Below are 26,007 nucleotides of genomic sequence, written 5' to 3'. Positions count from 1 at the left end.
GTAAGAAAAACCCGCCAATGAGCGGGTTTTTTTTCGCCCGTGCAAAACCACCAAACCCTTTGCCCATAAGGCCGTGAATGCATCTATGCATATGTGGCGCAAAAATAAATGCACTTGTGCATTGACTGTATATGCATACATGCATATTCTTCATCTCAAGCCAGCCAAGAAGGCCTGGTGGAGGCGGCAAGGATGCTGCCAAGGAAGACAAGGATGTTACGCAACACCGGCAAGGACGCCATCGAAGCGATGGCACGGATGCCAGGCAACACCGGCAAGGATGCCGACGCTCTTTAGTTTCAAACCGCTTCAAGAACAGGCAGCGATGAACCGGCCTTAACGGTTCAGAGGGTTGGCAACTGACCCGGGTGTGCAGCGTAAAGCACCAGAAGCAGTTATCCGGCAGACAGGGATCGTGGTCGGAAAAACATTGAAGAAAGAACCGTACCGCGCCAGTAGCGCCGAAAGTTCGAGGACAGCATTACTGAAAAGCCCGGGCAACCGGGCTTTTTGGAATGCCTACCTATAAATGGAATTACCCAACACCCGGCACTGCGCCGGTAATGCTCAGCCAGGAGGCGTGACATGACAAACGAGCAGCAAGCGTTAGCGGAAATGCCTATCTGGTTAGTGATCGCGCTGGCCCTGATCGGCGGTATCTCCGGAGAAATGTGGCGCGCCGACAAGGAGGGCGCCCGCGGTTGGTCGCTGGTGCGACGCCTGGCCCTGCGTTCCGGGGCCTGCATGGTGTGCGGGGTGTCAGCCCTGATGCTGTGCTACGCCGCCGGCATGTCGATCTGGACAGCCGGCGCCATTGGTTGCCTGACCGCCATGGCCGGTGCCGACGTGGCCATCGGCCTTTATGAACGCTGGGCGGCCAAGCGCATCGGCGTCAACGAAGGCCCAGGCCGGGACCCGCAGTAACCGTTGCAAGGACGCGACTTAAATGACACTCATCGAAAAACCCTCCCAACTGCCCCAGGCCATCAACGAGGCGCTGCGCGTTGCCTTTCCGGATCTGAAGGTCGGCAATTATCAGGACTTCCAGGGCGCCGCGAATAACACCGGTGTGTTGATCACCGTCGAAGGCAATGGCCCGGGCATTCGCTCCCGCGAAGGGCGCAAAGCCCACTCCCTGGGGATTTCACTCAAGGCCATGGTTGCCCCGGGTGCCTTGCCCTTTGATGCCTGCGACCTGGCCAGCCAACTGATGGACCTGGTGTTGGATAACCGCTGGAACCTGCCGCAGGAGCAGTGCGATCTGCCGACCAACATTGTCGCTGCGCCATCCATACGCACCACCGCGGAAACGGACTACGACACCTGGACCGTCAGCTTCACCCAAACCCTCTATATCGGACCGCCGCTGCTCAACGATCCCACAGGCAAACCGCTGTTCGCCTGCACTTGGGAAGTCTCGAACATCGACGACCCCGACCAATACAAGCCGCTGGCGGAGTAGCCCATGTTCGACGCGCTGTTACGCATGCAACTGGGGCCGATCGTCGAGCGACTGGCGGAAATGGAAAGCCAGTTCGAAGACCTGTATCGACGCGCCGAAAGTTTCTGCCGCATCGGCGTATGCCAGGAGGTCGACGCGGCCAGCAATACCTGCAAGGTCAGCCACGGCGAACTGCTCACCCCGGCCATTCGCTTTTTCAACCCCAGCGCCGGTGCGCAGACGGAAACTCGCATCCCGTCCGTGGGCGAGCAATGCTTGCTGCTCAACTACGGCGGCGGGGAGGGCGGAGCGCAATCGGTAGCCTTGTTCGGCTTGAACAGCGACCGTTTTCCGCCGGTTTCCAGCGTCCCGACCCTGACCCGACGCCGCCATCAGGACGGCACCCAAAGCGACTACGACGACGCCAGCCACACCTTCAACTGGGTCAACGGCCCGACTACGTTCATCGGTTCCCGCGAGCAGGTCAACGTCAAGGTCGGCGCCGCCAGCCTGACGATGAATGCCCAGAGCATCACGCTGCAAGTTGGTGGTACCAGTCTGTTGCTGGATGCCGGCGGCGCGCACTTCAGCGGCCCGGTGGTGGACCACCAAGGCCGAGTCATCAGCCCCTGATAAGGACATCCCATGATCGGAATCGATCGGAACACCGGGGCAGCCGTCGATGACTGGCTGCAGTTCGTCCAGCGCGCCACCCGAGCGCTGACCACTCCCTTGGGCACTCGCCAGAAGCGCCCGCTGTACGGCTCGATGATCCCGCAACTGCTCGGGCAAAACCTCGGCGATGACCTGCTGATTCTCGCCCAGAGCCATGCCGCCCAGGCGTTCTACAACCCACAGAACGGCATCGCCGATTTCGAGCCGCAAGTCATCGTCGCCAACCGTCAGGGCGCCGGCCTGTTGCTGCGCTTCGCCGGCACCTGGAAAAACCGCAAACAAACCTTCGAGGTGGTGACATGAGCATGTTGATACCCGGCCAGAACCAGTTGGCTGAGCCAGCGATCATTGCCGTCGATGAATTCGAGCCACTGTTGGCGGAGTTCAAGGCGTTTGTCGTTGATTACGTCGCGACTCGTGCGCCGGAAAACGCCGCCAAGCTCAAGGTGAGCCTGGAGAACGAAAGCGAGCTGCTGACGTTGGCGCTGGAAGCGTTTTGCGTTCGGTTGCAAACCCACGAGCGCAAATACAACGCCCGCATCAAGCAGATGCTGGCGTGGTGGGCCACCGGCAGCAACCTCGATGCACGCTTGGCGGACATGGGCCTGGAGCGCCAGGTGCTTGATCCCGGTGATCCAGCGGCTTTCCCGCCCGTGCCGCCGACGTTGGAGAGCGACGACGACGCCCGGTTGCGTTATTACCTCGCGCCCCACGCTCCGGCTGCGGGCTCACGCATGCAGTATCGCCGGGAGGTTTTCACCCTCGGTGAGCGTCCATCGGTGAAAGTGCAAAGTGCTACGCCGGGTGTGGTGACGGTCACTTATACCTTCGACCCCGACGGCTACGCGGCGCGGGTCAAGGATGGCAACGGCCGTCGCACCGCGCCTGGCGAAGTGATGGTCACGGTCCTGTCCCGAGACGGGGATGGCACACCTTCTGCGGACCTACTCGACGGTGTACGCCGGCACTTCGCCCGGCCTGATGTGCGACCGGAAACGGATCTCGTCTCGGTGCAGGGCGCACAAATCCTGCGTTACAAAATCCGCGTGGTGGCAAAGATCAACGCCGGCCCGGACTCCGGGCTCACTCAAGTCGCCGCCCAGAAACTGCTGCAAGACTACGCAGAGTCTTGCCATCGCCTGGAAGGGCGGGTGGACCCAAGCTGGATCGACTACGCCATCCACTCGGCTGGCGCTGCGCAACTGCAAATCCTTGAGCCGCTGGAGCCGATCGTCACCACGGCGTTCCAGGCCCCGTATTGCACGGGTGTCGAGGTGGAGGTGCGCACGTTATGAACGAACCAAAAGGCAGCTTGCTGCCCGCCAACAGTTCGCCGTTGGAGAAGGCACTGGACCTGGGTTTTGGACAGTTACTCGACCGGGTCACGCCGCCATTTCCCGCTTTGATGAACCCGCTGCAAACCCCGGTTGAATTCCTTCCCTACCTTGCCGCTGATCGCGGCGTCAGTGAATGGGATGCCGCTGCCAGCGAGTCGGAGAAGCGCCTCACCGTGGCCTTGTCCTGGCAGATCCAGCGTCAGGCCGGTACGCCCAAGGCGCTGAGCTACGCGGTTGAATCACTGGGTTTCACCCCGAACATCAGCGCCTGGTATCAACAGCGGCCAACAGGTCTGCCCTACACCTTTGATGTGCAGGCAATCATCGGTCGCAGTTGGTCCAGTGGTGATCACAACCGTTTGATCCGCCGCATCAACGCGGCCAAGAGCGAGCGGGATTTAGCCACCATCACCATCGTGCACGAGACCTCCCAGGGTTTGCGTGTTGCCGCAGCTGCTGATCCAGGGTTGAGCATCGGCGATGAGAGCCAGCCTGGGGCGTTGCCCGAGGTGAAGCTGTACGCGGCACTCGCTTGCAGCAGCGTGGCGCACACACCGCTCAGCGATGGCGAGTTAGAGCTGTGCGGCGTACTGCCAGAACTCGGGCTGGCGGCCCGGCTTAACAGTGCCGGGGTAGCCCGGCACTACACCATTAACGACTACGACCTCAGGGCGCAGCCATGACAGATGAAATTACACGCCTGGTGCGCTTCACCTCCAAGGGATTGGATGAAGTGCTGCAGGCAACGAACCAGGGCTTGAAAGGCGAAATTACCCACATCGGCGCCGGTACTGGCCGCTACAACCCCGACGGCACCGAAGTTGCCCTGCGTGACGAGCGCCAGCGGGTCGCCATTGTGGACTACGAGGACCTGGGCGACCGGCAACTCCGGATGGCCGCGCTGTTTGATGGCGAGGCTGAGTATGAAATTGGCGAGTTCGGTTTTTATCTCGCCAGTGGGACCTTATTGGCGGTGTATTCCGTTGCAGGAAAGTTGCTGACGTATAAAGCGGCGGCGGCTCGGGTGCTGCAGAAGTTCACGTTGGACATTTCGCCATTGCCGGCGGACAGCGTGACGATTGTGGTGGGGAGCGAGAATTTGAATGTATTGATGGCTGAAGAAATCGCGATCATGGCGGCGGCTTCGGTTGGCAATATGTCCCGCCACGTTGATCTGATGTTGCGGGTTATGCATCTCGAAGCGAAGTAGTTGCACTGACAAAAGTGCTGGAAAGACTAATTGACAGGGAGTTGATGATGGGAATTGAAACGACTATCACGAAAGTGGTTGATGCGTGTAATAAGCTGACGGAAACGGTGACTAACCAGATTGGAAAAATTGATGCGCGGGTAGAGGCGGCGTCGAGTCAGTTCACTGCGTGGCGTAACGGTGTACAAGCGAAAGACATTAATGGCCGCGCGCTTTATAAGCAGGATATTGACCTTACCGGCTTGTCCACGGACGTGCTTTACCCAGTGTGGTGGAGCATGCCCGGTAACGATGGGGGAGAAACCGAACTTACTATCTCTCGAATTTTTGCTCGAGACAGCGAAAAGGCGCCCTTTGGTGAGGGTATCTATCATATCGCTGGCTTGAACCTGCAATTGGAAGGTGTTGGTTTTCCATGGAATGGTGATGCCAACTTCCTGTCGATCAAACGAATATCGCAAACCTATCGCGAAACGGTTCGGGGCATCTCGTTTGGCATGATTTGCACGGCTCGTGCCGTTACAGGGCTTAAACCCATGTATGTCGGTTTGGTCGCTGGTCAGCTGACCACGTCCCCACAATTCTCCGGGATGTACCTAAGAGGTGGATTGAGTTACACGATCACCAAAACGTTTGATTACCCTGTGAGCTTCAGCAAGGTGGATACCGAAGTGATCATGAAAGATGACGTTACGGCTGATTGGGAGGTGCGTTGGGTAGTGAAGCCTTATGCGCTGGCTCAAGCAGATGCCGTACTTGGGAAGACCTATGAAGAGAAGCGCTTGGCTTATTCCTACGACAACGACACTCGGTATACCGCCAAGGTTTAAGGACTGATCAAATGACTTTGTTTATTGAAAAACTGGAAACCCCCGCTGGCGACTCGCTGATCAACGTACCTGCCAGCGTGCAGACACTTAAAGGTCTTGGCTTTAGTGATATGGCCGCTCAAGCGCTGATCGAGAACGCTTCTGTCGCTGCCGCGCTCGCTAGCGCTATTGCCGCTCGCCGCTCTGCCTATGTCAGCGAAGCTGACCCGATGTACCTCGAGTGGCAATTCGACGGTACGGCTGAAAAGGAGAAAGAATGGCGAGCCAAAGTAGCCGAAATCAAGGCGCGTTTCCCATTGCCGGAAGATAAGTAACCACTCACCGCGAAAGCGGTTTTTTTTCGCCCGCTCAAAGCCCCTCTCGCAGGGGCTTTGGCATTTTCCACCCGGAGAATTCCACTCATGTTCAACCGCCAAACCTACACCGTCCTCATCCCGTTCCCCACCGGCAATGGCCATTGGTCCACCGCAGGCGAAGAACTCGACCTGCTGGACGTCGAAGCATCCGCCCTGCGCACCGCCGGCCGCCTGGAACTCACCAGCGTCCTCAACTCCACCCCCAAGAAGGCTGACTAACCATGGCTGAGGTTTTGAACTTCGAGCACAACGGCATCACTGTGAATGCCACTGAATCCCCCGAGGCCATGGGTGGCCTTGGCGACAACGTCATCGGCCTGGTCGGCACCGCCCCCAATGCCCATGCATCGATCCCGAAAAACGCCCCGTTCCGCATCAACAGCTTCACCACCCAGGCGCTGCTGGACCCTACCGGCGCTGAAACCGGCACGCTGTTCCACGCCGTGTACCAGATCCTCAAAGTGGTCAAGGTGCCGGTCTACGTAGTGATCGTCGACGAGGGCACCACCCCGGCCGACACCATCAATAACGTAATCGGCGGTGAAGAGCCGGTCACCGGCCGCAAACTGGGCCTCGCCGCCCTGGCCAGCGTCCCTGAAGACCTGACCATCATCGGTGCTCCAGGCTTCACCGGCACCAAGGCCGTGGCCGGCGAATTCGCCTCCTTCGGCAAACGCATCAAGGCCCGTGTGGTGCTGGATGGCAAGGACGCAACCGTCGCTGACCAAGTGACCTACAGCGGCGAACTGGGCGGTGCCGACCTCGGTTTCGACCGTTGCCTGCTGGTGCACAACATGCCGTCGGTGTACTCCAAGGCTGCGAAGAAAAACGTGTTCCTGGCGCCGTCGTCCCTGGCCATCGCTGCACTGGCCAAGGTCAAGCAGTGGGAAAGCCCGGGCAATCAGGTGACCTTCGCCGAAGACGTTTCCCGCGTGGTTGAGTACAACATCCTCGACACCTCCACCGAAGGCGACCTGCTTAACCGCTACGGCGTGAGCTACTACGCCCGCACCATCCTCGGCGGTTTCTCGCTGCTGGGTAACCGCTCCATTACCGGCAAGTTCATCAGCTACGTGGGCCTGGAAGATGCGATCAGCCGCAAGCTGGTCAAGGCCGGCCAGAAAGCCATGGCCAAGAACCTCACCAAGTCGTTCATGGATCAGGAGGTCAAGCGCATCAACGACTGGCTGCAAACCCTGGTAGCCGACGAAACCATCCCCGGCGGCAGCGTGTACCTGCACCCGGAATTGAACAGTGTCGAGAAGTACAAGAACGGCACCTGGTTCATCGTCATCGACTACGGCCGCTACGCGCCGAACGAACACATGATTTATCAACTCAACGCCCGCGATGAAATCATCGAGCAGTTCCTGGAGGACGTTCTCTAATGTTTACCAACCGAATCAGACAGGCCATGGCTGCCACCCTCCAAGGCCTGCCGTTGTCGGCGACGGTCACCTCGTTCGCACCGCCGAAGATTGAGTTCGATATGGAGCTCATGACCGGCGGGCGCTTCATCGCCGAAGAAATGGCCAAGGGCGCCAAAGCGCTCAACGCCACATTGGAGCTGCAAGGCGCAGGTCCGGAAATCATGCTTGCCCTGGGCGTGCGTCTGGGCGACGACATTTTGCTGAACGTGCGTGAAGCCGGCCAGGACCAGGATGGCAAGACTTACTTCACCTACCACACCATCGGCGGCAAGCTGAAAACGCTGACCGAGACAACGCTGAAGATGGGCGAAAAACCCGCCATCACCCTGGAGTTCTCCTGCCGCACCTACAACCGCCTGGAAAACGGCATTCCGGTAATCGACATCGACGTACGCACCCAGAAGTTCGTGCTCAACGGTGTCGACATTCTCGGTGATGCCCGCCGCGCGGTGCTGATGCCGTAAGCCCCCGGGAGCGGGTTTTCCCGCTCCCATACTTCATCAAGGAATTGATTCATGGCCTGGATGCCTCCGCTGCACGTCCTGCTGTCGCCGATCACCGCCGATACCGGCGCGACGATCGAGCAGGTTCAACTCAAGCCGCTGTTCTATGCCGCGCAAAAAGACGCGCTGGCCCGGGCCGGTGACGATGAGGACGACCAGTTTTTCGAACTGGCGAAACTCGCCACCGGCCTGTCGGAAAAAGAGCTCGACCAGCTCAAGCGGCCGGACTACGTGAGCATCGCGCAATACGTGCATGACATGTCGACCCGCCCGGCTTCGTTCTTCCTGGACGAGTCCCGCACGCCTGGTCACTCAACCATCACCGAACAGGTGAAGCTGCTGCTGCCGCTGAACGCAGCGGGCCGAACCCTGACCGATGTGACCCTGGAAATGCCCGCGCTGCGTGCCACCAAAGTGATGAAAAAACTCACCACGGCCAAGGAGCGCGCTGAGTTCATCACTGCCCATTGTTCGGGGCTGATGATCCCCGACTTGGCGGGCCTGACCGTGCCCGACTGGACCGAACTGCAGGGGCGAATCGACGATTTTTTAAATCAACCGGCGGCCTTCTTTCAGAGCGCGACATCGAAGTAATCCTCGATGTTGTGCCGCTGGTTTACTCGGTAAACGAAGCGGAAATCCTGGACTGGGACGCCGGAAAAGCATTGCGCCGCTACGACATCGCGATCACTCGCCTTGGCGTCAAACAGGAGTAGAGCGGGATGCAGATTAACTATGCGCTGGCATTTGCCGGGCAAACGTATGACCGAGGGCTTTCGGGGGACTTGTCACCGGCGGCCGAGGATTTGACCGGGCCTGCCTCCCTGGATGCGGTGCCTGCCGCACTGACGGATCTTAGCCTGGCGCTGGCCAGTGCCAGCCTCGAAATCAACGGCCTGACCCTGGAGCAGGTGCGGCTGCGCGAGGCCCTTGAATCGCTCAACAGCACGTTGTTCATTAACGGCAACTCGCTGGAGACCAAGACGGTCGATGTCGCCGCTGGTGCGCCGAAGAACGAGCAAAAGGACCCAGCAACAGCCTCCGATTCCTGGGTGGACAAGGGCCTCAAGGCCGGGGCCGATATCGGGAAGGATTTGGGTTCGAGCCTGTTGGATACGGTCAAGACCCGAGTGATCGGCAATCTGGTCGATGTGACGTTCGGCAAGATTCCCGGAGTAGGGAAACTGTTCAAGGACGGGGGGCTTGATAAAGACAAGGACAAGGGTGGCGACAAGCAATGTTGCCTTGGCACCACCGGCCCACTTGAAACGGCGGCCGCACAGTTACCCGAAAGCGTTGGAGAGACGGTCCGCAAGAAAGACAAAGCTCACACCCCCGGGAATTTGAAGAAGCGGCGCGTCAAGCTTCCCAAGCCTGGCCAAACGATTCCGCGTGAATCGAAGGCAACCGTCGATGGCAAAGCCGCGGATCTCAAACCTCTTCATCTTCCCGCCTCGGCAAATGCCGCGCCCCAGCTCAATGCGATGGGCCAGCCGCTTGTTCCGTTCTCTGCCAAACAGGCCGCCCAGGCGTCGACCAACCTACCTGGTAATTCGTTTGCCTCCTACGCGGCGCCGTCGGCAAACCGCCGTGTGGCGCGCGGTGCAGGCAAAGGCCTGGCCGCGAGTTTATCGGGAGCGTTTGCCAGACTGGAATCGGTAGGCACCCGCCGCCTCGGCCCGTTGAAGTACGTCGACACCGCCATGGATGTGGTGCAGGGCGTGCGCAATGGCGACGCAAAAGCGGTCGCCTCCGGCCTCAGCACCGCGGGCGGCGCCTGGGCGGGAGCCTCCGCCGGCGCCGCTATCGGCACCCTGATTTTTCCCGGTGTCGGCACTGCTGTCGGCGGCGCCATCGGTGGTTTGTTGGGCAGCGAGGCGGGAACCTGGCTCGGTGACAAGTTGTTCGGCCCAAGTGACCGTCTGCCATCACCCAACACGGTAAGCAAGGAACTCAGTAGCGCCAGCACCGACAACCTGCAGATCACCATCGCGCCAAGCATTCAGATCAGCGGTGTAAGTCTTGCCGATGCCCAACCCATCATCGATGGCGTGATTCAGGCGCTGCAATACCAAACCTTACCGATACTGACCGACGCCTTGAGCGTGCGGCGTAACGCATCGCTGACTGATTTAAGGGGATATGCCTGATGCGACAGCAAATGGTACTGGGGGATTTTATTTTCGGGTTGTCGCGCGGGTTTGCCTATTCCGGTCTCAACCGCCTCACGGACGGTGGCTGGGCAAATCTGGAGATTATTGCCAGCAAGCCGCAGTCGCGGCAGAAGGGGCAAAACCTGGAAAAGCTTACGTTCACAGGTAAAGCCGCGTACGCCGTGGGCATGCAACGACTGGACGAACTGCGTGCCCTGCAGAACGGTCGGGCGCCGCTGCCATTGGTGGACGGTATCGGTCGTAACTGGGGACTGTGGCGCATCACTTCGGTCACGGAAGATCAGTCCTGTGTGATCGATGACGGCACCGCTCTGGTGATCGGCTGGACACTGGTGCTGGAGGAGTTCGTCAATGCGTAGAGTGCGAAGTATTGCCGGTGACGCGGTCAACCTGCTGCTCTACCGCGAGCTTGGCCGCTGCGATGACAAGGCTGAAGAAAACCTCTGGCGCTTGAACCCCGATCTTGCCGAGCAAGGTCCGGTCTTGCCGGCGGGTGTTTGGGTAATCGTGCCCGAAGTGGAGTCGCGACCGGCAGCGGTGCGTCCGGTGTCGGCCTGGGATTAAGGAGGTTTCATGGCAATGGGATTTACCCCGATCGTCGAGTTCTACGGCGCCAACGCGGCCCTGCTCAACGAGCGAATCATGCAGTGGAGCCATACGGATACCACAGGTATTGAATCTGACCAATTGGAACTCACCCTCAACATCGAAGGCCTGGAAGGCTTGCCGAGCCTGAGCGGGAAGATCGGTTTTCGGGCGGGCTACCTGGAGACGGGGCTGGTGGAAAAGGGCGAGTTTGTGGTTACCCATCTAACGCCGTTCCTGTTTCCCATGCGTCTGGTGGTGGGAGCCACCGCAGCTCCGTTCAGTGTGCAGGATCAAACCGGCTATCGGCAGCGTCGTTCCGCCAGTTACGGGCCGACTACCCTGGGGACGCTGTTCCGCCAACTGGTGACCCGCCACGGCTTTTCACCCCGTGTTGCGCCGAGCCTGGAGGGTATTTTCATTCCCCATATCGATCAGTCCAATGAAAGCGACATGGCCTTTATCACCCGGCTTGCCGGGAAGTACGGCGGGGTCAGCAAGCCCTTCAACGAGCTGTATGTACTGGCTGACAGCGGGCAGGTCAAAACGCTTTCTGGCCAGATGCTGCCAGAGGTAAAACTCTCCGTGACCCAGAACAACCGCCCCGGGGAGCAGGCATTTATCAGCGCCAAGTTTGAGGAAAAAGCCCGCGCTAAATACGCAGGTTGCCAAACCAGTTGGTGGGATGCCGCGGCAGGCAAGCTGCGGGTGGTTCAGGTTGGGATTGCCCCGTTTACCGTCCTGCGCCAGCGCTATCAGAGCGAAAATGAAGCCCGGGTGGTGGCGCAGCGCGAGTTGGGCCGGGCCAGCCTTAAAGGACGAACGCTAACCATTGATTGCCCAGGTAACCCGTTGCTGGCGGCCGAAGGTCTTTTGCTGCTAGACGAAACCTGGCCGGCGTACATGCAAGGGCGATGGTCGATCAAAACGGTGACGCATACCGGGGTGCCGAAGGCGGGCTATCGCAGTTCGATTGTCGCCAGTGGCTTGACGGTCTAGCCGCGCCCCCTTTAACCAAGCCCGCTCCCGAGCGGGTTTTTTATTGCCCGGTGACCCCCATGAAGATCACCCCGTTACTGACTCACCTGCGTGATCACTGCCCCGGTTTCAACCAACAGGTGCACGCTGGCCTCGATCTCGATGCCCTGCAAACCCTGCCCGGTGCACCCGCTGCGGTCGTTACGCCGATCACTGACGCAGCCACCGCGAACAGTTCGCAAAACACCACCCGGCAAACTATCCGCGAGCATTTTGGCGTGGTGCTGGTACTCGACCTGGTGGACGGCCAACAAGCGCTAGCCATGGACCAACTCCACGCCCTGCGCGCCGAAATCTGGCGCGCCCTGGTGGGATTCAAGCCCGAGCGCTTCTACGAGCCCATTCAGTACGAAGGCGGCGACTGGCTGCTGCTGACGAAGAACCGCGGGCTCTACCGGCTGCGATTTTTCGCCGAGTTCCAACTGGGACGCAACCTCAGCACACAGCCAGCGGAAACCTGGCTCGAGCTTGAGCTGGACGCTCTGCCGTCCTTCAACGGGGTGACGGTGCGGGTCGATGCCATCGACCCGGCCGACCCCAATCTGCAACGCCCAGGCCCCGACGGGCGCCTGGAAATGACGTTTTCTGCCGAGGTAAAACCATGAGCAAACGCATCACCGTACTGCCGGTTTCCGGCCGTGCCGTACCTGACCCGGAGGCGGGCGATCTGTTGCCGGCCGAAGGCCGCGAAGTCCCGGACAACGCCTGGTGGCGTCGACGTCTGGCCGATGGCGACATCACAACCAAAGCCGTCAAGGCGGCAAAACCACAGGGAGCCAAATAATGGCGATTGGATTCAGTCATATTCCGGCGGACATTCGTGTGCCGCTGTTCTACGCCGAGATGGACAATTCGGCAGCCAATAGTGCGTCGTCGGCCCTGCGTCGGCTGATCGTGGCCCAGGTCAACGACAACGTCACCAGCCCGGAAGTCGGCAGCCTGGTGCTGGTATCGAGCGCGGCCATGGCCAAGCGTATCGGTGGCCAGGGTTCGATGCTGGCATCGATGTACGAGACGTTCCGCAAGAGTGACCCGGTGGGCGAGATCTGGTGCCTGCCGCTGCACAGTACCGAAGGCAGCGCGGCCAAGGCCGAGCTCAAGCTGACCGGCACCGCGACCCAAGGTGGCATTCTCAACCTGTACGTCGGCGGCACCCGCGTTCAAGCGACCGTGATCAATGGCGCGACCGCTGCCGTTGCCGCCACCGCCCTGGCGTTGAAAATCAACGCCAGTGCCGACCTGCCGGTCAGTGCGGTAGCCGCCGATGGCACCGTCACCCTGACTGCCAAATGGACCGGTGACAGTGGCAACGACATCAGCCTGCAGCTCAACCGCCTGGGCCAGAGCAACGGTGAACAAATCCCCGACGGCCTGACCGCCGTGCTCGGCAAAATGGCGGCGGGTGCCGGTGTACCGGACCAACTCGCGGCGCTGGCTGCGCTGGGCGATGAGCCGTTCGAGTTCATCTGCATGCCCTGGGCCGACACTACCAGCCTCAACGCCTGGCAAGCGGTGATGGATGACAACAGCGGTCGCTGGTCCTGGGCCAAGCAACTGTTTGGTCACGTCTACACCGCCAAGCGCGGCACCATCGGCACCCTGGTGGCTGCCGGGCAAGGGCGTAACGACCAGCACGTGACCATCCAGGCCATGGAGCCGGGCGTGCCGCAACCGTTCTGGGTCCAGGCAGCGGCCTTGGCTGCACGCACGGCAGTATTTATCTCCGCCGATGCCAGCCGTCCGACCCAAAGCGGCAGCCTGCCAGGCCTCGACCCGGCCGACGCCAGCGACCGCTTCACCCTGACCGAGCGCCAATCGCTGCTCAACTACGGCATCGCCACCGCTTACTACGAAGGCGGTTACGTGCGCATTCAGCGGGCGATCACCACCTACCAGAAGAACGCTTTCGGCCAGGCGGACAACTCCTACCTGGACAGCGAAACCCTGCACCAGTCGGCCTTTATCGTGCGCCGTCTGCAAAGCGTGATCACCAGCAAGTACGGGCGCCACAAGCTCGCTGCTGACGGTACGCGTTTTGGCGCCGGCCAGCCGATCGTCACCCCGAGCACTATTCGCGGTGAGCTGATCGCCCAGTACGCCAAGCTGGAACTGGAAGGCCATGTGGAGAACGCCGAGCTGTTCGCCGAGCACCTGATCGTCGAGCGCGATAGCCAGGACCCGAGCCGGGTCAACGTGCTATTCCCGCCGGATTACGTCAACGGGCTGCGGGTGTTTGCGCTGCTCAACCAGTTCCGTTTGCAGTACGACGCGGCGGTGTAACCCCGCGCTTTTCGCAACTGATTCCAGCCCGCCGAGTGCGGGCTTATTTTTGGGAGAAACATCATGGGTCAACTGATTGCGGGCACCTGCTACGTCAAAGTGGACGGCGCTCAACTGACCATCAACGGCGGCTGCGAAGCACCGTTGATGGCCGTCAAGCGGGAAACCGTGGTGCCGGGTTTCTACAAGGAAACCGACATCACTCCATCGTTCAAAGTTACCGCACTGCACACGCCGGACTTTCCATTGAAGCAACTGATCGCCGGCACCGACATGACCGTCACCTGCGAATTCAACAACGGCAAGGTCTACGTGCTGGCCGGTGCCTACCTGGTGGAAGAGCCAGTGGCCAAGGGCGACGACGCCGTGATCGAGCTGAAATTCGAAGGCATCAAGGGGACCTGGCAATGACCGATACGGTGAAGCTGCAAGTGGCCATCGAGGCCCACGGCGAGCCACTGACCGAACTCACCCTGCGCCGCCCGACGGTGCAGGAGGTGCGGGCGATCAAGGCACTGCCGTACAAGATCGACAAGGGCGAAGACGTGAGTCTCGACCTCGACGTTGCCGCCAAGTACATCGCGGTGTGCGCGGGCATTCCGCCGTCGTCGGTCAACCAGCTCGACCTGGTGGACTTCAACGCGCTGAGCTGGGCCGTCGCCGGTTTTTTCATGAGTGCGGCGCAGGCTCCGTCGCCGAGCTGATTGCGGTGGCCTACGACCTGGCCTGGTTCTGGAAGGTTGACCCCGAACAGATGCTGGCCAGGCCTTTGGATACGCTCCGGGAATCCCTGGAGCATGCGCAACGGATCAATGCGATGCAGCAGGTGCAGTGATGGCAGAAGCTCAGAAAGTAGAAAGTACCGCCGTGCGCCTGACCGGGATCGACCAGCTGTCGCCCAAGCTCGCCGCGCTGCAGGCCACGGTCGGACGCTTCAGGCAGAACCTGGAACACACCGGCCTCGGCAAGTTGGATATTTCCGGTTTGGTGAAGGGTGGTGGGCTGGCAGCACCGTTTGTCAGCGGTATCAAATCGGCGTTGGCATTCAAGGGGCAGGTTGGCGAGGTCAATGCTGCTGTGGGTCAAGGGGTTGCTGAATCGGCAGCGCAAGGGCTGGAGAGTTTCAACGCCTCGTTGGACAAGGTATCAGTGGCTTTCGGTACGGCGCTGTTGCCAGCCGTCACGGCAGTGGTGGTCGGGCTGGAGCCGTTGCTGACCTCGGTGGCCCAAGTGCTTACCGAGAATCCGCAACTGGTGCAGGGCCTCGCAGCGGGTGCGGTGGCGTTTACCGCTATTCAAGCGGCTGTCACCGGCGTGTCCCAAGCGCTGGGGCTGATGCAACTGGTGCTCAGCGCCAACCCGATAGTGTTGGTGGCCGTGGGCATTGCCGTGGCGGCGGGATTGATCGTCGCCAACTGGAAGCCGATTTCGGCGTTTTTTGTCGGGCTGGGCGAGCGGGTGATGGCGGCGATTGGAACCCTGGGCGCTTTTTTTCAGACGGTCTTTGCGTTTCGTCCTCTGGAACAAGTGATGCGCCTGTGGGGGCCGATCACAGGTTTTTTTGCGGGGCTGTGGACGTCGCTTAAGGTGATGGCGCAGCCGCTGATCGGCTTTTTCACCACACTGTTTTCCTGGTCGCCAATCGGTTTGATCGTCAACAACTGGGCGCCTTTGAGCAGTTTTTTTGCGGCCTTCTGGGACTTGCTCAAGGCACTGAGTGTGCCGGTGGTCGAGTTCATGAAAAGCCTGTTCAGTTGGTCACCCCAAGGGCAAATCATTGCCAACTGGGGCGTGATCAGTGAGATGTTTGCGGCGATCTGGAGTGACTTCAAACTCACCGCGCTGGCGGCTTTTACCATCGTCAGCAGTTACTTCGATTGGTCGCCCCTAAACAAGATCTCTGCCGTTTGGGGCTCCGTCACCGGTGCGTTCGTCTCGATCTGGAGCGATATCAAGTTGCAGGCCCAGGACGCCTTTGTGGTGTTGAGTGGCCTGTTCGACGACTGGCATCCGATGGAGCAACTTGAAGCCATGTGGGCACCGGTACTGAGCTGGTTCACGGCGCTGTCGGAGAAGCTTGCGGTGATCACCGCGCCGATTCGCAAGCTGTTCAATGGTGGGCTGGGTGAAGTGATCAACCAGGCGACCGGCAGTGTGCTGGAGTTGACCACCGAGCAACAGGAACGCAATGCCGAAAGCGCGCGTAACCCATCCTGGTTCCGCAAGGGTCCTGGCTTGGTATCACCGCTGGCGTCCAGCTCCAGTTCGTTGCTGCAACAAACCGCTGCCAACAACCGCACGCAACTCAATGGCGACTTGCGGGTGAGCTTTGACAACGCACCGGCCGGCCTGCGGGTCGACCAGCCCAGAACCAACCAGCCCGGCCTGAGCGTCACCCCACGTGTCGGCTACCGTTCCCTGTCCCTTGGAGGCTCCAATGAGCTGGCGTGATCGTTTGTTGCCGGCGTCGTTTCGTGGCGTCGGGTTTTGGGTTGACCAGGCGAAAGTCCCGGTCGGCAAGAAGGGCCAGTTGCACGAATACCCTCAGCGCGACCTGCCTTTTTTTGAAGGGCTGGGCCAACAGTCCCGGGTGCATGAGCTGACGGCATTTGTAGTGGGCGAGGATTGCCTGGAGCAACGCGACAAGTTGCTCAAGGCCCTGGAGGAGGGCGCTGGCGAGCTGGTGCACCCTTGGCTTGGACGGTTGCAGGTCAAGGTCGGCGAATGTGAGATGACCCAGACTCGCCAGGACGGCGGGCTGGTGACATTTGCCCTGAAGTTCTATCCCGACGAACCCTTGAAGTTTCCCACTGCGGCGGTCAATACCCGCCAGCTGTTGCTGGTGTCAGCCGACAGTTTGCTGGGGTCGGCGGTGCTGCGTTTTGAGCAGGCCGTCGCACTGGTGAAACAGGCACGGGTGGGTATCCAGGCGCTGCGCAATGGGCTGGCTGAGGTTTACCAGGTGATTGAGCAGCAGTTTGCCCCGCTGATTCAGTTGTATGGCGACCTGAACGCCTTGGTCAAAGCCATCAAGGAAGTTCCCAAGGAATTGAGCGCCGAATTCAAGGGCTTGCTCGGCGATGTGAAGGACCTCAAGGCGTTCGCCCGCAGCGGCTATCGTGGCATGTTGGCCAACCTCTCGCAGCAGGTGGAAGCGGCTCGCACTATCGACGTGCCAAAGCTGACCACCGGCAAGGACAGCGTGGCCGCCGTGCAGGCCACTGCCAACCTGGTACAGGACGCGTTGTGGGTGAAGATCGCCCATTGGCTGGCGGACGTACCGGTGGCGACCAAGGCGGTGACCCTAAGCACCACGCCGTCCCTGGCGCAACAGGCGGCACAGCCGGTGCAGCGCCGTGAAGTACCGGTGGCTGATGATGTGCTGGTGCTGCGTGACCTTCTGAACGAAGCCATGTGGCAAGCCGCATTGAAGGCCGACGCCGGGCACTACGTTGCGCTGAATGACTTGCGCCAACAGATGTTCACGCATCTGACGGCGGTGGCTTCGTCCGGTGTGCGACTGGTCAACCTGACGCCAATGCGCAGCATGCCCGCCTTGCTGCTGGCGTATCAGCGCTTCGGCGACGCGACGCGAGTGGGCGAGGTGGTGCAGCGCAATCGGGTGGCCCATCCGGGCTTTCTGCCACCGGCGGATCTGCAAGTGGTCAGGGAGTAACCCATGAACGAGTTGGACAATGCCGTCACTCTGACCGTGGACGGCCTGGATTATGGCGGCTGGAAAAGCGTGGAAATCAGCGCCGACCTGGAGCGTCAATTTCGCACCTTCACCCTTGACATCACCTGGCAATGGCCCGGGCAAACCCTGGCAGTGCCGATCAAGCCTGGAGTCCGTTGCCAGGTGCGCATTGGTTGCGATCTGGTGCTCACCGGCTTTGTGTTCAAGGCGCCCATCAGTTACGACGGCCAGCAGATCAGCCTGAGTATTCAAGGCGGTTCAGTGACGCAGGACCTGGTGGACTGCGCAGCGATAAACCAGCCCGGCCAGTGGCGCGGGCAAAGTGTGCTGAGCATCGTCCGTGCGCTGACGGCCACCTATGGCGTCGAGGTGCACAGCGAGATTGCCGAGACCACACGTTTGCAGACCCACAGCATCGTGCCCGGGGAGACGGTATTCCAATCCATCGACCGCTTGCTGACGCTGTATCGGGTGTTCTCTACCGACGATGCGGACGGACGCCTGGTGCTGGCATTGCCCGGTAGTGCAGGGCGTGCGAATGACCGCCTGGAACTGGGTAAGAACATCCTTTCGGCTAACGCACCGATGGACTTCGGCACGGTGTTTTCCGAGTACCGCGTCATCGGCCAGCACAAGGGCGATGATCAAAAAAACGCAGCGGCGGTCAGTGAGGTTTCAGGGAATTCCCGGGATGAAAAAGCCGCGCGAAAACGCGTCACGGTGATCAGCGAGCCGACCCAGTTGACGCCCGAACTGGCCCAGCAACGTGCCGACTGGGAACGCGCTACCCGTACTGGGAAAGCCCTGACCACCACTTACACCGTGCAAGGCTGGCGGCAGTCCAACGGCGATTTGTGGCGCCACAACCTGTTGGTGCGGGTGATCGATCCGGTGCTGGAATTTGACCAGGACATGCTGATCTCCAAGATTACTTATTCGCTCTCCGACCAAGGTTCGATCACTACGCTACAGGTGGCGCCGCCGTCCACCTTTGATGCCAATCCGTTGCCATCCGCTTAACCATCAAGGAATTTCCATGAGCCTACTGACTCGCCTGCTGGCGCGCGGCACTGTCGTGCTCGCCAACTCGGCCACCAAGCTGCAATCGCTGCAAATGCGCCTGACCGCAGGCGAAGTGAACGACGACATGGAGCACTTCGAACCCTACGGTTTCACCAGCAACCCGCTGGCCGGTGCGGAAGGCATCGCCACGTTCCTGGGCGGCGACCGCTCCCACGCCATCGTGCTGGTGGTGGCTGACCGTCGCTATCGCTTGCAGTCCCTGGCGCCGGGTGAAGTGGCGATCTACACCGACGAAGGCGACAAGGTTCACTTCAAGCGCGGGCGGGTGATCGATATCGAAACCGGCACCCTGAATATCCGCGCCAGCCACGCGGTGAACATTGATACGCCGACCCTGACCCAGAGCGGGAAGATCATCTCCCAGGGCGATCAGATTGCCGGTGGCATCAGCCAGATCCGGCACGTGCATGTGGGCGTACAGCCCGGCAACGGCCAGTCCGGTGTGCCGGCGGGAGGCCAGTGATGTTTGTCTCCGACAACCTGAAAAATGCCCTGACCCGATCGGTGCTGATCAGCCTGTTCACCTGGCGCCGTGCCGCGCCCGACGATGCCGTGGACGATGACGAGCGTTTCGGCTGGTGGGGCGACAGTTTTCCCAGCGTGGCCGACGACCGTATCGGCTCAAGGCTGTGGCTGCTGCGCCGGGTCAAGCTGACCCGCCAGACGCAACTGGACGCCGAATTCTATGCCCGCGAAGCCTTGCAATGGCTGATCGACGACGGGCATTGCAGCGCCATCGAAGTCCTCAGTGAACGCCTCGACGCCCAGCGGCTCAACCTGCGCACGCAGCTGACCCTGGCCGATGGCGAGCGCCTGGACATCAACCCTGATAACAGTTGGCAGGTGATCTATGCCGTTTGAAACCCCTTCGCTGCCGGTGCTGATCAAACGCACCCAAAGCGACCTGGCCAGCGATTCGCTGCGCCAGTCCGATGCCCAGGTCCTGGCGCGCACACTCAGTGGTGCGGCGTTCGGCCTGTACGGTTATCTCGATTGGATCGCTGAGCAGATCCTGCCGGATACCGCGGATGAATCCACCTTGGAGCGCATCGCCGCGTTGCGGTTGAACCAGGCGCGCAAGGCTGCAGTGGCCGCCAGTGGCAGCATGAGTTTCACCGCGGCGGCGGGCGCGGTACTGGATGTGGATACGGTGCTGCAAAGCAGTGATGGGCGCAGCTTCAAAGTCACTGCTGCCGGCACGACCCATGCAGGCCTCAACACTGCCACCGTGCAGGCGATTGATGCCGGCACGCTGGGCAACGCTGATGCCGGGCTGAGCCTGATCGCGGTCCAGCCGCTGCAAGGTATTGGTTCGACCTTTACCGTGCTGGCGCCGGGGCTGACCGGCGGTGTGGCGCGAGAAACCCTGGAGTCGCTGCGGGCGCGGGTGATTCGTTCCTATCGCGTTATTCCCCAAGGCGGTTCGGCACAGGATTACGAGACCTGGTCCCTCGAAGTGCCCGGCATTACCCGCGCATGGTGTCGCGGCAATTACCTGGGGCCGGGGACGGTGGGGGTGTTCGTGATGCGTGACGACGACCCGCAGCCGATCCCCAATGCCGCGCAACTGGCGCAGGTTCAAGCCCATATCGAGCCGCTGAGGCCAGTCACCGCTGATGTGTATGTGTTGGCGCCAGTGATGAAGCCGGTGGCTTATCAACTGCGGCTGACCCCCGACACCAGCGCCGTGCGCGCGGCTGTCGAGGCCCAATTGCGGGACCTGCACAACCGCGAGGCGGGGCTGGGCGACACCTTGTTGCTGACCCATATCGCCGAAGCCATCAGTACCGCGACCGGCGAGACCGATCACACGCTCACAAACCCGTTGGTGGACGTTGCAGCGGCGACCAATCAGTTGCTGGTGTTCGGAGGTATCACATGGCTGGAGTGAGAACCGCAGGCCAGTATCAAGAACAACTGATCGCCTTGTTGCCCAGCGGTCCGGCCTGGGACCTGGAGAGCGTGCCGCAGTTGGAGACGGTGCTCAAAGGCATCGCCGAAGAACTCACGCGCATCGACGCCCGGGCCTGCGACCTGCAAAACGAAATGGACCCGGTGACCGTCAGCGAACTGGTGCCGGAGTGGGAAAGGGTGATGCAACTGCCCGATCCCTGCCTGGGCTTGAGCCCGCTGTACGACGACCGCCGCTTGGCAGTGCGTCGACGGCTGTTGGCGGTGGGCAGCCAGCGCGCCGCGTACTACATCGAAATCGCCCGCAGCCAGGGTTATCCCGACGCCAGTGTCACTGAATATCGCGCCCCGCGCATGGGCCGCTCACGGTTTGGCGCTGCGCATTTTGGCACCTGGCAGGCGCATTTCATGTGGTCCCTTAACACCGGCGGCCGCCAGCACCTGGGGCGGCGGTTTGGGGCGAGTTATTGGGGAGAGCGGTTTGGCGTCAATCCGGGCAATGCCCTGGAGTGCCTGATTCATCGCACCGCACCTGCTCATACGCAGGTGCACATCAATTATGACTAGAGGGTAGAAGCGTGGATTATCCAAAGAGTGTGCCCAGTGTTGGGCTGGTGAATGGCAAGTTTGTGGATGAAAACCCGGTGACCGGGACGCCAGGGAGTTTGATTCCGGCGGCTTGGGGGAATGGGGTTACGCAGGAGATTTTGAATGTGTTGGCGGCGGCAGGGATTGCGCCGGATGAGACCAAGACGGATCAGTTGGCGCAAGCGTTGAGTGTGTTGAGTGATTGGTTGAAGTTGAAGAACAAGCCGACGACGTTGGCGGGGTATGGGATTACCGATGGTATGCCTGCGGGGGCGGGAGGCCTTCTTGCGGCTGCTCCTATTGTGAAAGGCAAAGTGTCTGATCTTCCCGTCTCTCAGTTTGTGAGCGTAACGGAGGCGACTACCGATAAACCTGCAGCTGTGAGCTATGGCGCTGGGCTGCACATAAAGTATCCCGATCGAAAGTATGGCTTTGATCTTCTTTCAGGCGTTACGGGGGAGTGGTTTGGTATGCGCAGGCTTGCTGAGGATGGCAGCGGCGCATGGCGAATGTTATGGCATGACGGCAACTTCAATCCGGCTGCCAAAGCAGATAAAGCAACCTCGCTGGCAGGATATGGAATTACTGATGCATTAGTGGTTGGAGGGACTAGCCGTCAACGACCTAGTTTGTCCGCGCAAGTTCTGGGGGAGCTTGGCAATGGTACCGGTGGCGCGTTGGAAATTCGTGAGGCGCAGGAAGTCAGTAATACCCAGACCGGTTTCGACTATGCGCCGCGAATCCTGTTTCACTGGTCGGGGCTGGTTGCCAGGTCCTTGGCTATGAACTCTGCAGGCGAACTCATGTGGGGATCACAGACAGCTTGGACTTCCGGGAATTTTGACCCCGCGCGTAAAGCGAATGTGGCTACTACGCTGGCGGGTTACGGGATTACCGATGCGCTGTCAGCTTCCAGCTTTCTCAAGCCTGTAGCTGGGCAATGGATCCAGATAGGGGGGAGCGGTGTGCTTCCAGCAGGCGGAACGTGGGCCTTTTTCTGTGCCAATTACAACGGTAACGGGGCTGCGCTTGGTGGCAACGCCGGAGTGGCAGCTGGTGGTACTGCGGTAGGTAATGGAAACTGTGTCGGTTTTGCATGGAGGATTCAGTAATGGATAACGAACAACGTCCTGAGCAGTACAACATAGAGGACATTTATCTTAAAAAGGACGGTAGCTACTTAGTCACCTTGGATGGCTATCCCTACCATGTGACTGAAGCAGAAACTCCGGACGTTTATCGTGCAGTGCGTTTACTGATTGATTCGGGTGAGCAGTGCCAGGAACACATCGACCCCATCATTTCCGATGCTGAAGCCCAGGCAAATGAGCGCATGTGGCGTGACTCGGAAATACAGCGCATCAGTTGGGTGCGTGATCGTCATCGCGATCAGTTGGACATGGGATTGAAAACCACGCTCTCCACTGAGCAGTTCAAAGAGTTGCTCAAATACACTCAAGCATTGCGTGACTGGCCCCAGGCTGAGAGCTTTCCCTCGATAGCCAAACGGCCCGCTGGATTGCCTTGGTTGGACGCTGTTGCTCAGTAAATATCTGGGCGTGTGAGAGTAAAAAACGATGCTGATAACACTCCCTCAACTTATCCAAGTAATGCCTGGAGCCCGCCTTAGAGCGGGCATTTTTTTAGCTTCTTTAAATGAGGCTGCCGCACATCACCAAATCACTACATCCAAACGCATCGCCGCCTTCCTCGCCCAAATCGGCCACGAGTCCGGCGAACTGCGCTACGTACGTGAACTGGGCAGCGATCAATACCTGAGCAAGTACGACACAGGCACCCTGGCCGCACGCCTGGGCAATTCCCCTGAAGCCGATGGCGATGGCCAGAAGTATCGCGGGCGTGGCCTGATCCAGATCACTGGCCGGCGCAACTACCTGGCATGCAGCCAGGCGTTGTTCGGCGATGAGCGTCTGTTGCAGCAACCGGAGTTGCTGGAGCAGCCGCAATGGGCGTGCGAGTCCGCCGCGTGGTTCTGGCAGAGCAATGGCTTGAACGAACTGGCCGACAAAGACCATTTCACCACCATCACCCGACGTATCAATGGCGGCCTTAACGGTCTGGAGAACCGTCTGCAGTTGTGGGCCCGGGCGAAGGCGGTGTCATGGGTTTCCTGACGTCGTATCGCCTGCTTGGCTTTTTGCTGTTGTTGGCCGTTTCGGCTGGGGTTGCCTGGCAGGTACAGGCCTGGCGGTATGGCACACAACTTGAGCGCCAGGAGGCTCAGCATGCAGAAGCGCTCAGCCAGCAAAGCCAGTCTGCCCAGCGCCAACAAAAGGCTGAACAGGACAAACGCCTGGCACTGGAGCAACAACTCAGCGCCAGCGACCAACAACACACCCGGGAGCTTTCCGATGCACAGCGTGATCAGGCTCACTTGCGGGATCGCCTGGCCACTGCTGATGTGCGGTTGTCAGTCCTTCTCGACACCAGCGACCCAACCAACGGCTGCCCAATGCCAGCCACCGCCACCTCCGGCAGCGTGGTTCATGCAGCCCCGCGAGCCCGACTTGACCCGGCGCATGCTCAACGAATTATCGGCATCACCGACGACGGCGATAACGCGTTGATCGCCTTGCGTGCTTGCCAGGCGTATGTCCAGGCCGTCACGCGTTAGTCTCTTGTAACTTGCATGGCCCATGGGCTCCTGTAGGGTAGGCAAACGCCCGCCCACCCCAGGAGACGACCGTGAAGGAAATTACTCAACTCGCCGCTGAACTTGGCCGACGCTTGCAGGTGCTCAATGCCCACGTCACCACCGCCGAGTCGTGCACCGGCGGCGGTATCGCCGAGGCCATCACGCGGATTCCCGGGAGTTCGGCCTGGTTTGAGGCAGGCTACGTCACGTATTCCAATCGCCAGAAGACTCGGCAACTGCATGTGCCGGAAGAATTGTTCCCCAAGGTGGGTGCCGTCAGTCGCGAAGTGGTGGAGGCGATGGTGCGGGGCGCCCAGGAGAAAAGCCTGGCCCGATTTGCCGTAGCGGTCAGCGGCGTCGCCGGGCCCGATGGGGGTTCTCCGGACAAGCCGGTGGGCACTGTATGGCTGGCCTGGGGGGTGGGCGATGAGATCACCGCCGAGCTCGAACACTTCCCCGGCAACCGCGACGAGGTCCGCCGACAAACGGTAAAGGCCGCGCTAGAGGGCTTGTTGCGACGAGCTGCAGCAGAAATAGAAAATCAGGGGTAGGCGATCACGGATCTTTGTGGAACAATACTGTCTACTTATACAGGTGTTGGCCGCCAGGCCTTATTGATTACGTGAGGACTTTAATGGACGACAACAAGAAGAAAGCCTTGGCTGCGGCCCTGGGTCAGATCGAACGTCAATTCGGCAAGGGTGCCGTAATGCGTATGGGCGATCACGACCGTCAGGCGATCCCGGCTATCTCCACTGGCTCTCTGGGTCTGGATATCGCGCTCGGCATTGGCGGCCTGCCAAAAGGCCGTATCGTTGAAATCTACGGTCCTGAATCTTCCGGTAAAACCACCCTGACCCTGTCGGTGATTGCCCAGGCACAAAAAATGGGCGCCACCTGCGCGTTCGTCGATGCCGAGCACGCCCTGGATCCAGAATACGCCGGCAAGCTGGGCGTCAACGTTGACGACCTGCTGGTTTCGCAACCGGACACCGGTGAGCAAGCGCTGGAAATCACCGACATGCTGGTGCGCTCCAATGCCATCGACGTGATCGTCATCGACTCCGTGGCAGCCTTGGTACCCAAAGCTGAAATCGAAGGCGAAATGGGCGACATGCACGTAGGCCTGCAAGCCCGTCTGATGTCCCAGGCCCTGCGTAAAATCACCGGTAACATCAAGAACGCCAACTGCCTGGTGATCTTCATCAACCAGATCCGTATGAAGATCGGTGTGATGTTCGGCAGCCCGGAAACCACCACCGGTGGTAACGCGCTGAAGTTCTACGCTTCGGTCCGTCTGGACATCCGTCGTACCGGCGCGGTGAAGGAAGGTGACGAGGTTGTTGGTAGCGAAACCCGCGTTAAAGTCGTGAAGAACAAGGTGGCTCCGCCGTTCCGTCAGGCTGAGTTCCAGATTCTCTACGGCAAGGGTATTTACCTGAACGGCGAGATGATCGACCTGGGCGTGCTGCACGGCTTCGTCGAGAAGTCCGGTGCCTGGTATGCCTACAACGGCAGCAAGATCGGTCAGGGCAAGGCCAACTCCGCCAAGTTCCTGCAGGACAACCCTGAGATTGCCACGGCGCTTGAAAAGCAGATCCGCGACAAGCTGCTGACCCCGACTGCCGACGTCAAATCGACGTCCACCCGGGAAACGGCTGACGACATGGCCGACGCTGACATCTGAGCCAAACGATGAGCGTTGTACTGGATACACCCGTCGCCGTAAGGCGCACTGCAATGGACCTGCTCGCACGACGCGAGCATGGTCGAGTCGAGCTGACGCGTAAACTGCGTCAGCGCGGCGCAGATCCTGAGATGATCGACGCAGCCCTTGACCGCCTGACGGAAGAAGGGCTGTTGTCGGAATCCCGTTACCTCGAAAGCTTTGTCTCTTACCGAGCTCGATCCGGCTACGGCCCTGCGCGAATTCGTGAAGAGCTAAGCCAGCGTGGCCTGCAACGTGCTGACATCGAACTCGCTTTGCGTGAGTCCGGCATCAGTTGGCAGGCGCAATTGGAAGATACTTGGCGTCGCAAGTTTGCCGGTCATCTGCCGATTGATGCGCGGGAGAGGGCGAAGCAAGGTCGCTTTTTGAGCTATCGCGGATTCTCGATGGAGATGATCAGCCGCTTGTTGAGCGGTCGGGATATGGATGACTGAAGTACTTGGCAGCAATGTAAAAGGCCCGCTATGAAAATAGCGGGCCTTTT

37 protein-coding genes are annotated in these 26,007 nt (G+C 60.2%); all 37 read left to right on the top strand.

Annotation, left to right across the window (positions count from 1 at the left end; all coding sequences use genetic code 11):
- Window positions 1-585 precede the first annotated feature (585 nt).
- The 37 genes from AU074_RS15285 to recX all read left to right on the top strand — a co-directional run bounded on the left by AU074_RS15285 (window position 586) and on the right by recX (window position 25,957).
- The gene (locus AU074_RS15285) at window positions 586-924 is read left to right on the top strand and encodes a phage holin family protein (RefSeq protein WP_076015409.1); all 339 of its coding nucleotides are present in this window, start codon (window positions 586-588) and stop codon (window positions 922-924) included.
- A 22-nt stretch (window positions 925-946) separates the two neighbouring features.
- Entirely contained in the window at window positions 947-1,462 is a 516-nt protein-coding gene (locus AU074_RS15280) for a hypothetical protein (protein WP_076015408.1), read from the top strand.
- A gap of 3 nt (window positions 1,463-1,465) precedes the next feature.
- Window positions 1,466-2,074 carry a phage baseplate assembly protein V gene (locus AU074_RS15275; protein WP_076015407.1) on the top strand — a complete coding sequence of 203 codons (609 nt, stop codon included), beginning with the start codon at window positions 1,466-1,468 and terminating at the stop codon, window positions 2,072-2,074.
- A gap of 12 nt (window positions 2,075-2,086) precedes the next feature.
- Entirely contained in the window at window positions 2,087-2,419 is a 333-nt protein-coding gene (locus AU074_RS15270; protein ID WP_010170122.1) for a phage baseplate protein, read from the top strand.
- Window positions 2,416-3,411, top strand: coding sequence for a baseplate J/gp47 family protein (locus AU074_RS15265; protein WP_017480139.1), 996 nt, complete (start codon window positions 2,416-2,418; stop codon window positions 3,409-3,411). The genes AU074_RS15270 and AU074_RS15265 overlap by 4 nt, the downstream gene beginning before the upstream one ends.
- Window positions 3,408-4,136 (top strand): phage tail protein I, encoded by a 729-nt coding sequence (locus AU074_RS15260; RefSeq protein ID WP_076015406.1) that lies wholly within the window; start codon window positions 3,408-3,410, stop codon window positions 4,134-4,136. Before AU074_RS15265 ends, AU074_RS15260 begins: the two co-directional genes overlap by 4 nt.
- Window positions 4,133-4,663: a phage tail protein gene (locus tag AU074_RS15255; protein ID WP_076015405.1), complete on the top strand. Its 531-nt coding sequence runs from the start codon at window positions 4,133-4,135 to the stop codon at window positions 4,661-4,663. The genes AU074_RS15260 and AU074_RS15255 overlap by 4 nt, the downstream gene beginning before the upstream one ends.
- A gap of 47 nt (window positions 4,664-4,710) precedes the next feature.
- On the top strand, window positions 4,711-5,493 hold the full coding sequence (locus AU074_RS15250; RefSeq protein WP_076015404.1) for a phage tail protein: 783 nt from the start codon (window positions 4,711-4,713) through the stop codon (window positions 5,491-5,493).
- A gap of 11 nt (window positions 5,494-5,504) precedes the next feature.
- On the top strand, window positions 5,505-5,807 hold the full coding sequence (locus tag AU074_RS15245) for a hypothetical protein (RefSeq protein ID WP_076015403.1): 303 nt from the start codon (window positions 5,505-5,507) through the stop codon (window positions 5,805-5,807).
- A gap of 87 nt (window positions 5,808-5,894) precedes the next feature.
- Window positions 5,895-6,068 carry a hypothetical protein gene (locus tag AU074_RS34165; protein WP_173860382.1) on the top strand — a complete coding sequence of 58 codons (174 nt, stop codon included), beginning with the start codon at window positions 5,895-5,897 and terminating at the stop codon, window positions 6,066-6,068.
- Between the two features lie 2 nt (window positions 6,069-6,070).
- Window positions 6,071-7,237: a tail protein gene (locus AU074_RS15240; protein WP_003208663.1), complete on the top strand. Its 1,167-nt coding sequence runs from the start codon at window positions 6,071-6,073 to the stop codon at window positions 7,235-7,237.
- Complete coding sequence (locus AU074_RS15235; protein WP_017480145.1) at window positions 7,237-7,743, top strand: phage major tail tube protein; 507 nt, start codon at window positions 7,237-7,239, stop codon at window positions 7,741-7,743. The genes AU074_RS15240 and AU074_RS15235 overlap by 1 nt, the downstream gene beginning before the upstream one ends.
- A gap of 51 nt (window positions 7,744-7,794) precedes the next feature.
- On the top strand, window positions 7,795-8,376 hold the full coding sequence (locus tag AU074_RS15230) for a phage tail assembly protein (RefSeq protein ID WP_076015402.1): 582 nt from the start codon (window positions 7,795-7,797) through the stop codon (window positions 8,374-8,376).
- Between the two features lie 128 nt (window positions 8,377-8,504).
- Window positions 8,505-9,932 (top strand): tail tape measure protein, encoded by a 1,428-nt coding sequence (locus tag AU074_RS15225; protein WP_076015401.1) that lies wholly within the window; start codon window positions 8,505-8,507, stop codon window positions 9,930-9,932.
- Window positions 9,932-10,315, top strand: a complete 384-nt coding sequence (locus tag AU074_RS15220) for a phage tail protein (RefSeq protein ID WP_017480149.1) — start codon at window positions 9,932-9,934, stop codon at window positions 10,313-10,315. Before AU074_RS15225 ends, AU074_RS15220 begins: the two co-directional genes overlap by 1 nt.
- On the top strand, window positions 10,308-10,520 hold the full coding sequence (locus AU074_RS15215) for a tail protein X (RefSeq protein ID WP_076015400.1): 213 nt from the start codon (window positions 10,308-10,310) through the stop codon (window positions 10,518-10,520). Before AU074_RS15220 ends, AU074_RS15215 begins: the two co-directional genes overlap by 8 nt.
- 9 nt (window positions 10,521-10,529) lie before the next feature.
- Entirely contained in the window at window positions 10,530-11,540 is a 1,011-nt protein-coding gene (locus AU074_RS15210; protein WP_076015399.1) for a contractile injection system protein, VgrG/Pvc8 family, read from the top strand.
- Window positions 11,541-11,599: 59 nt separating this feature from the next.
- Window positions 11,600-12,184, top strand: a complete 585-nt coding sequence (locus tag AU074_RS15205) for a hypothetical protein (RefSeq protein WP_076015398.1) — start codon at window positions 11,600-11,602, stop codon at window positions 12,182-12,184.
- Window positions 12,181-12,363: a DUF2635 domain-containing protein gene (locus AU074_RS15200; protein ID WP_010170093.1), complete on the top strand. Its 183-nt coding sequence runs from the start codon at window positions 12,181-12,183 to the stop codon at window positions 12,361-12,363. The genes AU074_RS15205 and AU074_RS15200 overlap by 4 nt, the downstream gene beginning before the upstream one ends.
- Window positions 12,363-13,859 carry a phage tail sheath subtilisin-like domain-containing protein gene (locus AU074_RS15195; protein WP_076015397.1) on the top strand — a complete coding sequence of 499 codons (1,497 nt, stop codon included), beginning with the start codon at window positions 12,363-12,365 and terminating at the stop codon, window positions 13,857-13,859. The genes AU074_RS15200 and AU074_RS15195 overlap by 1 nt, the downstream gene beginning before the upstream one ends.
- Window positions 13,860-13,922: 63 nt before the next feature.
- Window positions 13,923-14,270 (top strand): phage tail tube protein, encoded by a 348-nt coding sequence (locus AU074_RS15190; protein ID WP_010170089.1) that lies wholly within the window; start codon window positions 13,923-13,925, stop codon window positions 14,268-14,270.
- Window positions 14,267-14,563, top strand: coding sequence for a phage tail assembly protein (locus tag AU074_RS15185; RefSeq protein ID WP_017480155.1), 297 nt, complete (start codon window positions 14,267-14,269; stop codon window positions 14,561-14,563). Before AU074_RS15190 ends, AU074_RS15185 begins: the two co-directional genes overlap by 4 nt.
- A 5-nt stretch (window positions 14,564-14,568) precedes the next feature.
- Window positions 14,569-14,694 carry a hypothetical protein gene (locus tag AU074_RS34520; RefSeq protein ID WP_010170085.1) on the top strand — a complete coding sequence of 42 codons (126 nt, stop codon included), beginning with the start codon at window positions 14,569-14,571 and terminating at the stop codon, window positions 14,692-14,694.
- On the top strand, window positions 14,694-16,310 hold the full coding sequence (locus AU074_RS15180) for a hypothetical protein (protein WP_076015396.1): 1,617 nt from the start codon (window positions 14,694-14,696) through the stop codon (window positions 16,308-16,310). The genes AU074_RS34520 and AU074_RS15180 overlap by 1 nt, the downstream gene beginning before the upstream one ends.
- Window positions 16,297-17,535, top strand: a complete 1,239-nt coding sequence (locus AU074_RS15175) for a DNA circularization protein (RefSeq protein WP_076015395.1) — start codon at window positions 16,297-16,299, stop codon at window positions 17,533-17,535. Before AU074_RS15180 ends, AU074_RS15175 begins: the two co-directional genes overlap by 14 nt.
- A 3-nt stretch (window positions 17,536-17,538) precedes the next feature.
- On the top strand, window positions 17,539-18,576 hold the full coding sequence (locus AU074_RS15170) for a phage baseplate assembly protein (RefSeq protein ID WP_076015394.1): 1,038 nt from the start codon (window positions 17,539-17,541) through the stop codon (window positions 18,574-18,576).
- Window positions 18,577-18,592: 16 nt separating this feature from the next.
- On the top strand, window positions 18,593-19,102 hold the full coding sequence (locus AU074_RS15165; protein ID WP_076015393.1) for a phage baseplate assembly protein V: 510 nt from the start codon (window positions 18,593-18,595) through the stop codon (window positions 19,100-19,102).
- On the top strand, window positions 19,102-19,500 hold the full coding sequence (locus AU074_RS15160; RefSeq protein ID WP_010170074.1) for a phage GP46 family protein: 399 nt from the start codon (window positions 19,102-19,104) through the stop codon (window positions 19,498-19,500). Before AU074_RS15165 ends, AU074_RS15160 begins: the two co-directional genes overlap by 1 nt.
- Window positions 19,490-20,530: a baseplate J/gp47 family protein gene (locus tag AU074_RS15155; protein ID WP_076015392.1), complete on the top strand. Its 1,041-nt coding sequence runs from the start codon at window positions 19,490-19,492 to the stop codon at window positions 20,528-20,530. Before AU074_RS15160 ends, AU074_RS15155 begins: the two co-directional genes overlap by 11 nt.
- Window positions 20,518-21,117 (top strand): YmfQ family protein, encoded by a 600-nt coding sequence (locus AU074_RS15150; protein ID WP_076015391.1) that lies wholly within the window; start codon window positions 20,518-20,520, stop codon window positions 21,115-21,117. The genes AU074_RS15155 and AU074_RS15150 overlap by 13 nt, the downstream gene beginning before the upstream one ends.
- Before the next feature lie 11 nt (window positions 21,118-21,128).
- Complete coding sequence (locus AU074_RS34515) at window positions 21,129-22,250, top strand: hypothetical protein (RefSeq protein WP_256576903.1); 1,122 nt, start codon at window positions 21,129-21,131, stop codon at window positions 22,248-22,250.
- On the top strand, window positions 22,250-22,687 hold the full coding sequence (locus AU074_RS15140; protein WP_083676683.1) for a phage tail assembly chaperone: 438 nt from the start codon (window positions 22,250-22,252) through the stop codon (window positions 22,685-22,687). The genes AU074_RS34515 and AU074_RS15140 overlap by 1 nt, the downstream gene beginning before the upstream one ends.
- A 28-nt stretch (window positions 22,688-22,715) precedes the next feature.
- The gene (locus AU074_RS15135; protein WP_076015390.1) at window positions 22,716-23,273 is read left to right on the top strand and encodes a glycoside hydrolase family 19 protein; all 558 of its coding nucleotides are present in this window, start codon (window positions 22,716-22,718) and stop codon (window positions 23,271-23,273) included.
- Window positions 23,261-23,773 (top strand): lysis system i-spanin subunit Rz, encoded by a 513-nt coding sequence (locus AU074_RS15130; protein WP_076015389.1) that lies wholly within the window; start codon window positions 23,261-23,263, stop codon window positions 23,771-23,773. The genes AU074_RS15135 and AU074_RS15130 overlap by 13 nt, the downstream gene beginning before the upstream one ends.
- Before the next feature lie 71 nt (window positions 23,774-23,844).
- The gene (locus AU074_RS15125; protein ID WP_076015388.1) at window positions 23,845-24,345 is read left to right on the top strand and encodes a CinA family protein; all 501 of its coding nucleotides are present in this window, start codon (window positions 23,845-23,847) and stop codon (window positions 24,343-24,345) included.
- An 83-nt stretch (window positions 24,346-24,428) separates the two neighbouring features.
- The gene (gene recA, locus AU074_RS15120; RefSeq protein WP_076015387.1) at window positions 24,429-25,481 is read left to right on the top strand and encodes a recombinase RecA; all 1,053 of its coding nucleotides are present in this window, start codon (window positions 24,429-24,431) and stop codon (window positions 25,479-25,481) included.
- Between the two features lie 8 nt (window positions 25,482-25,489).
- The gene (gene recX / locus AU074_RS15115) at window positions 25,490-25,957 is read left to right on the top strand and encodes a recombination regulator RecX (protein WP_076015386.1); all 468 of its coding nucleotides are present in this window, start codon (window positions 25,490-25,492) and stop codon (window positions 25,955-25,957) included.
- Window positions 25,958-26,007 lie beyond the last annotated feature (50 nt).

Source organism: Pseudomonas sp. ATCC PTA-122608, from assembly GCF_001952855.1.
Classification (GTDB): Bacteria; Pseudomonadota; Gammaproteobacteria; order Pseudomonadales; family Pseudomonadaceae; genus Aquipseudomonas.
This window is presented reverse-complemented; position numbering and strand designations above follow the sequence as displayed.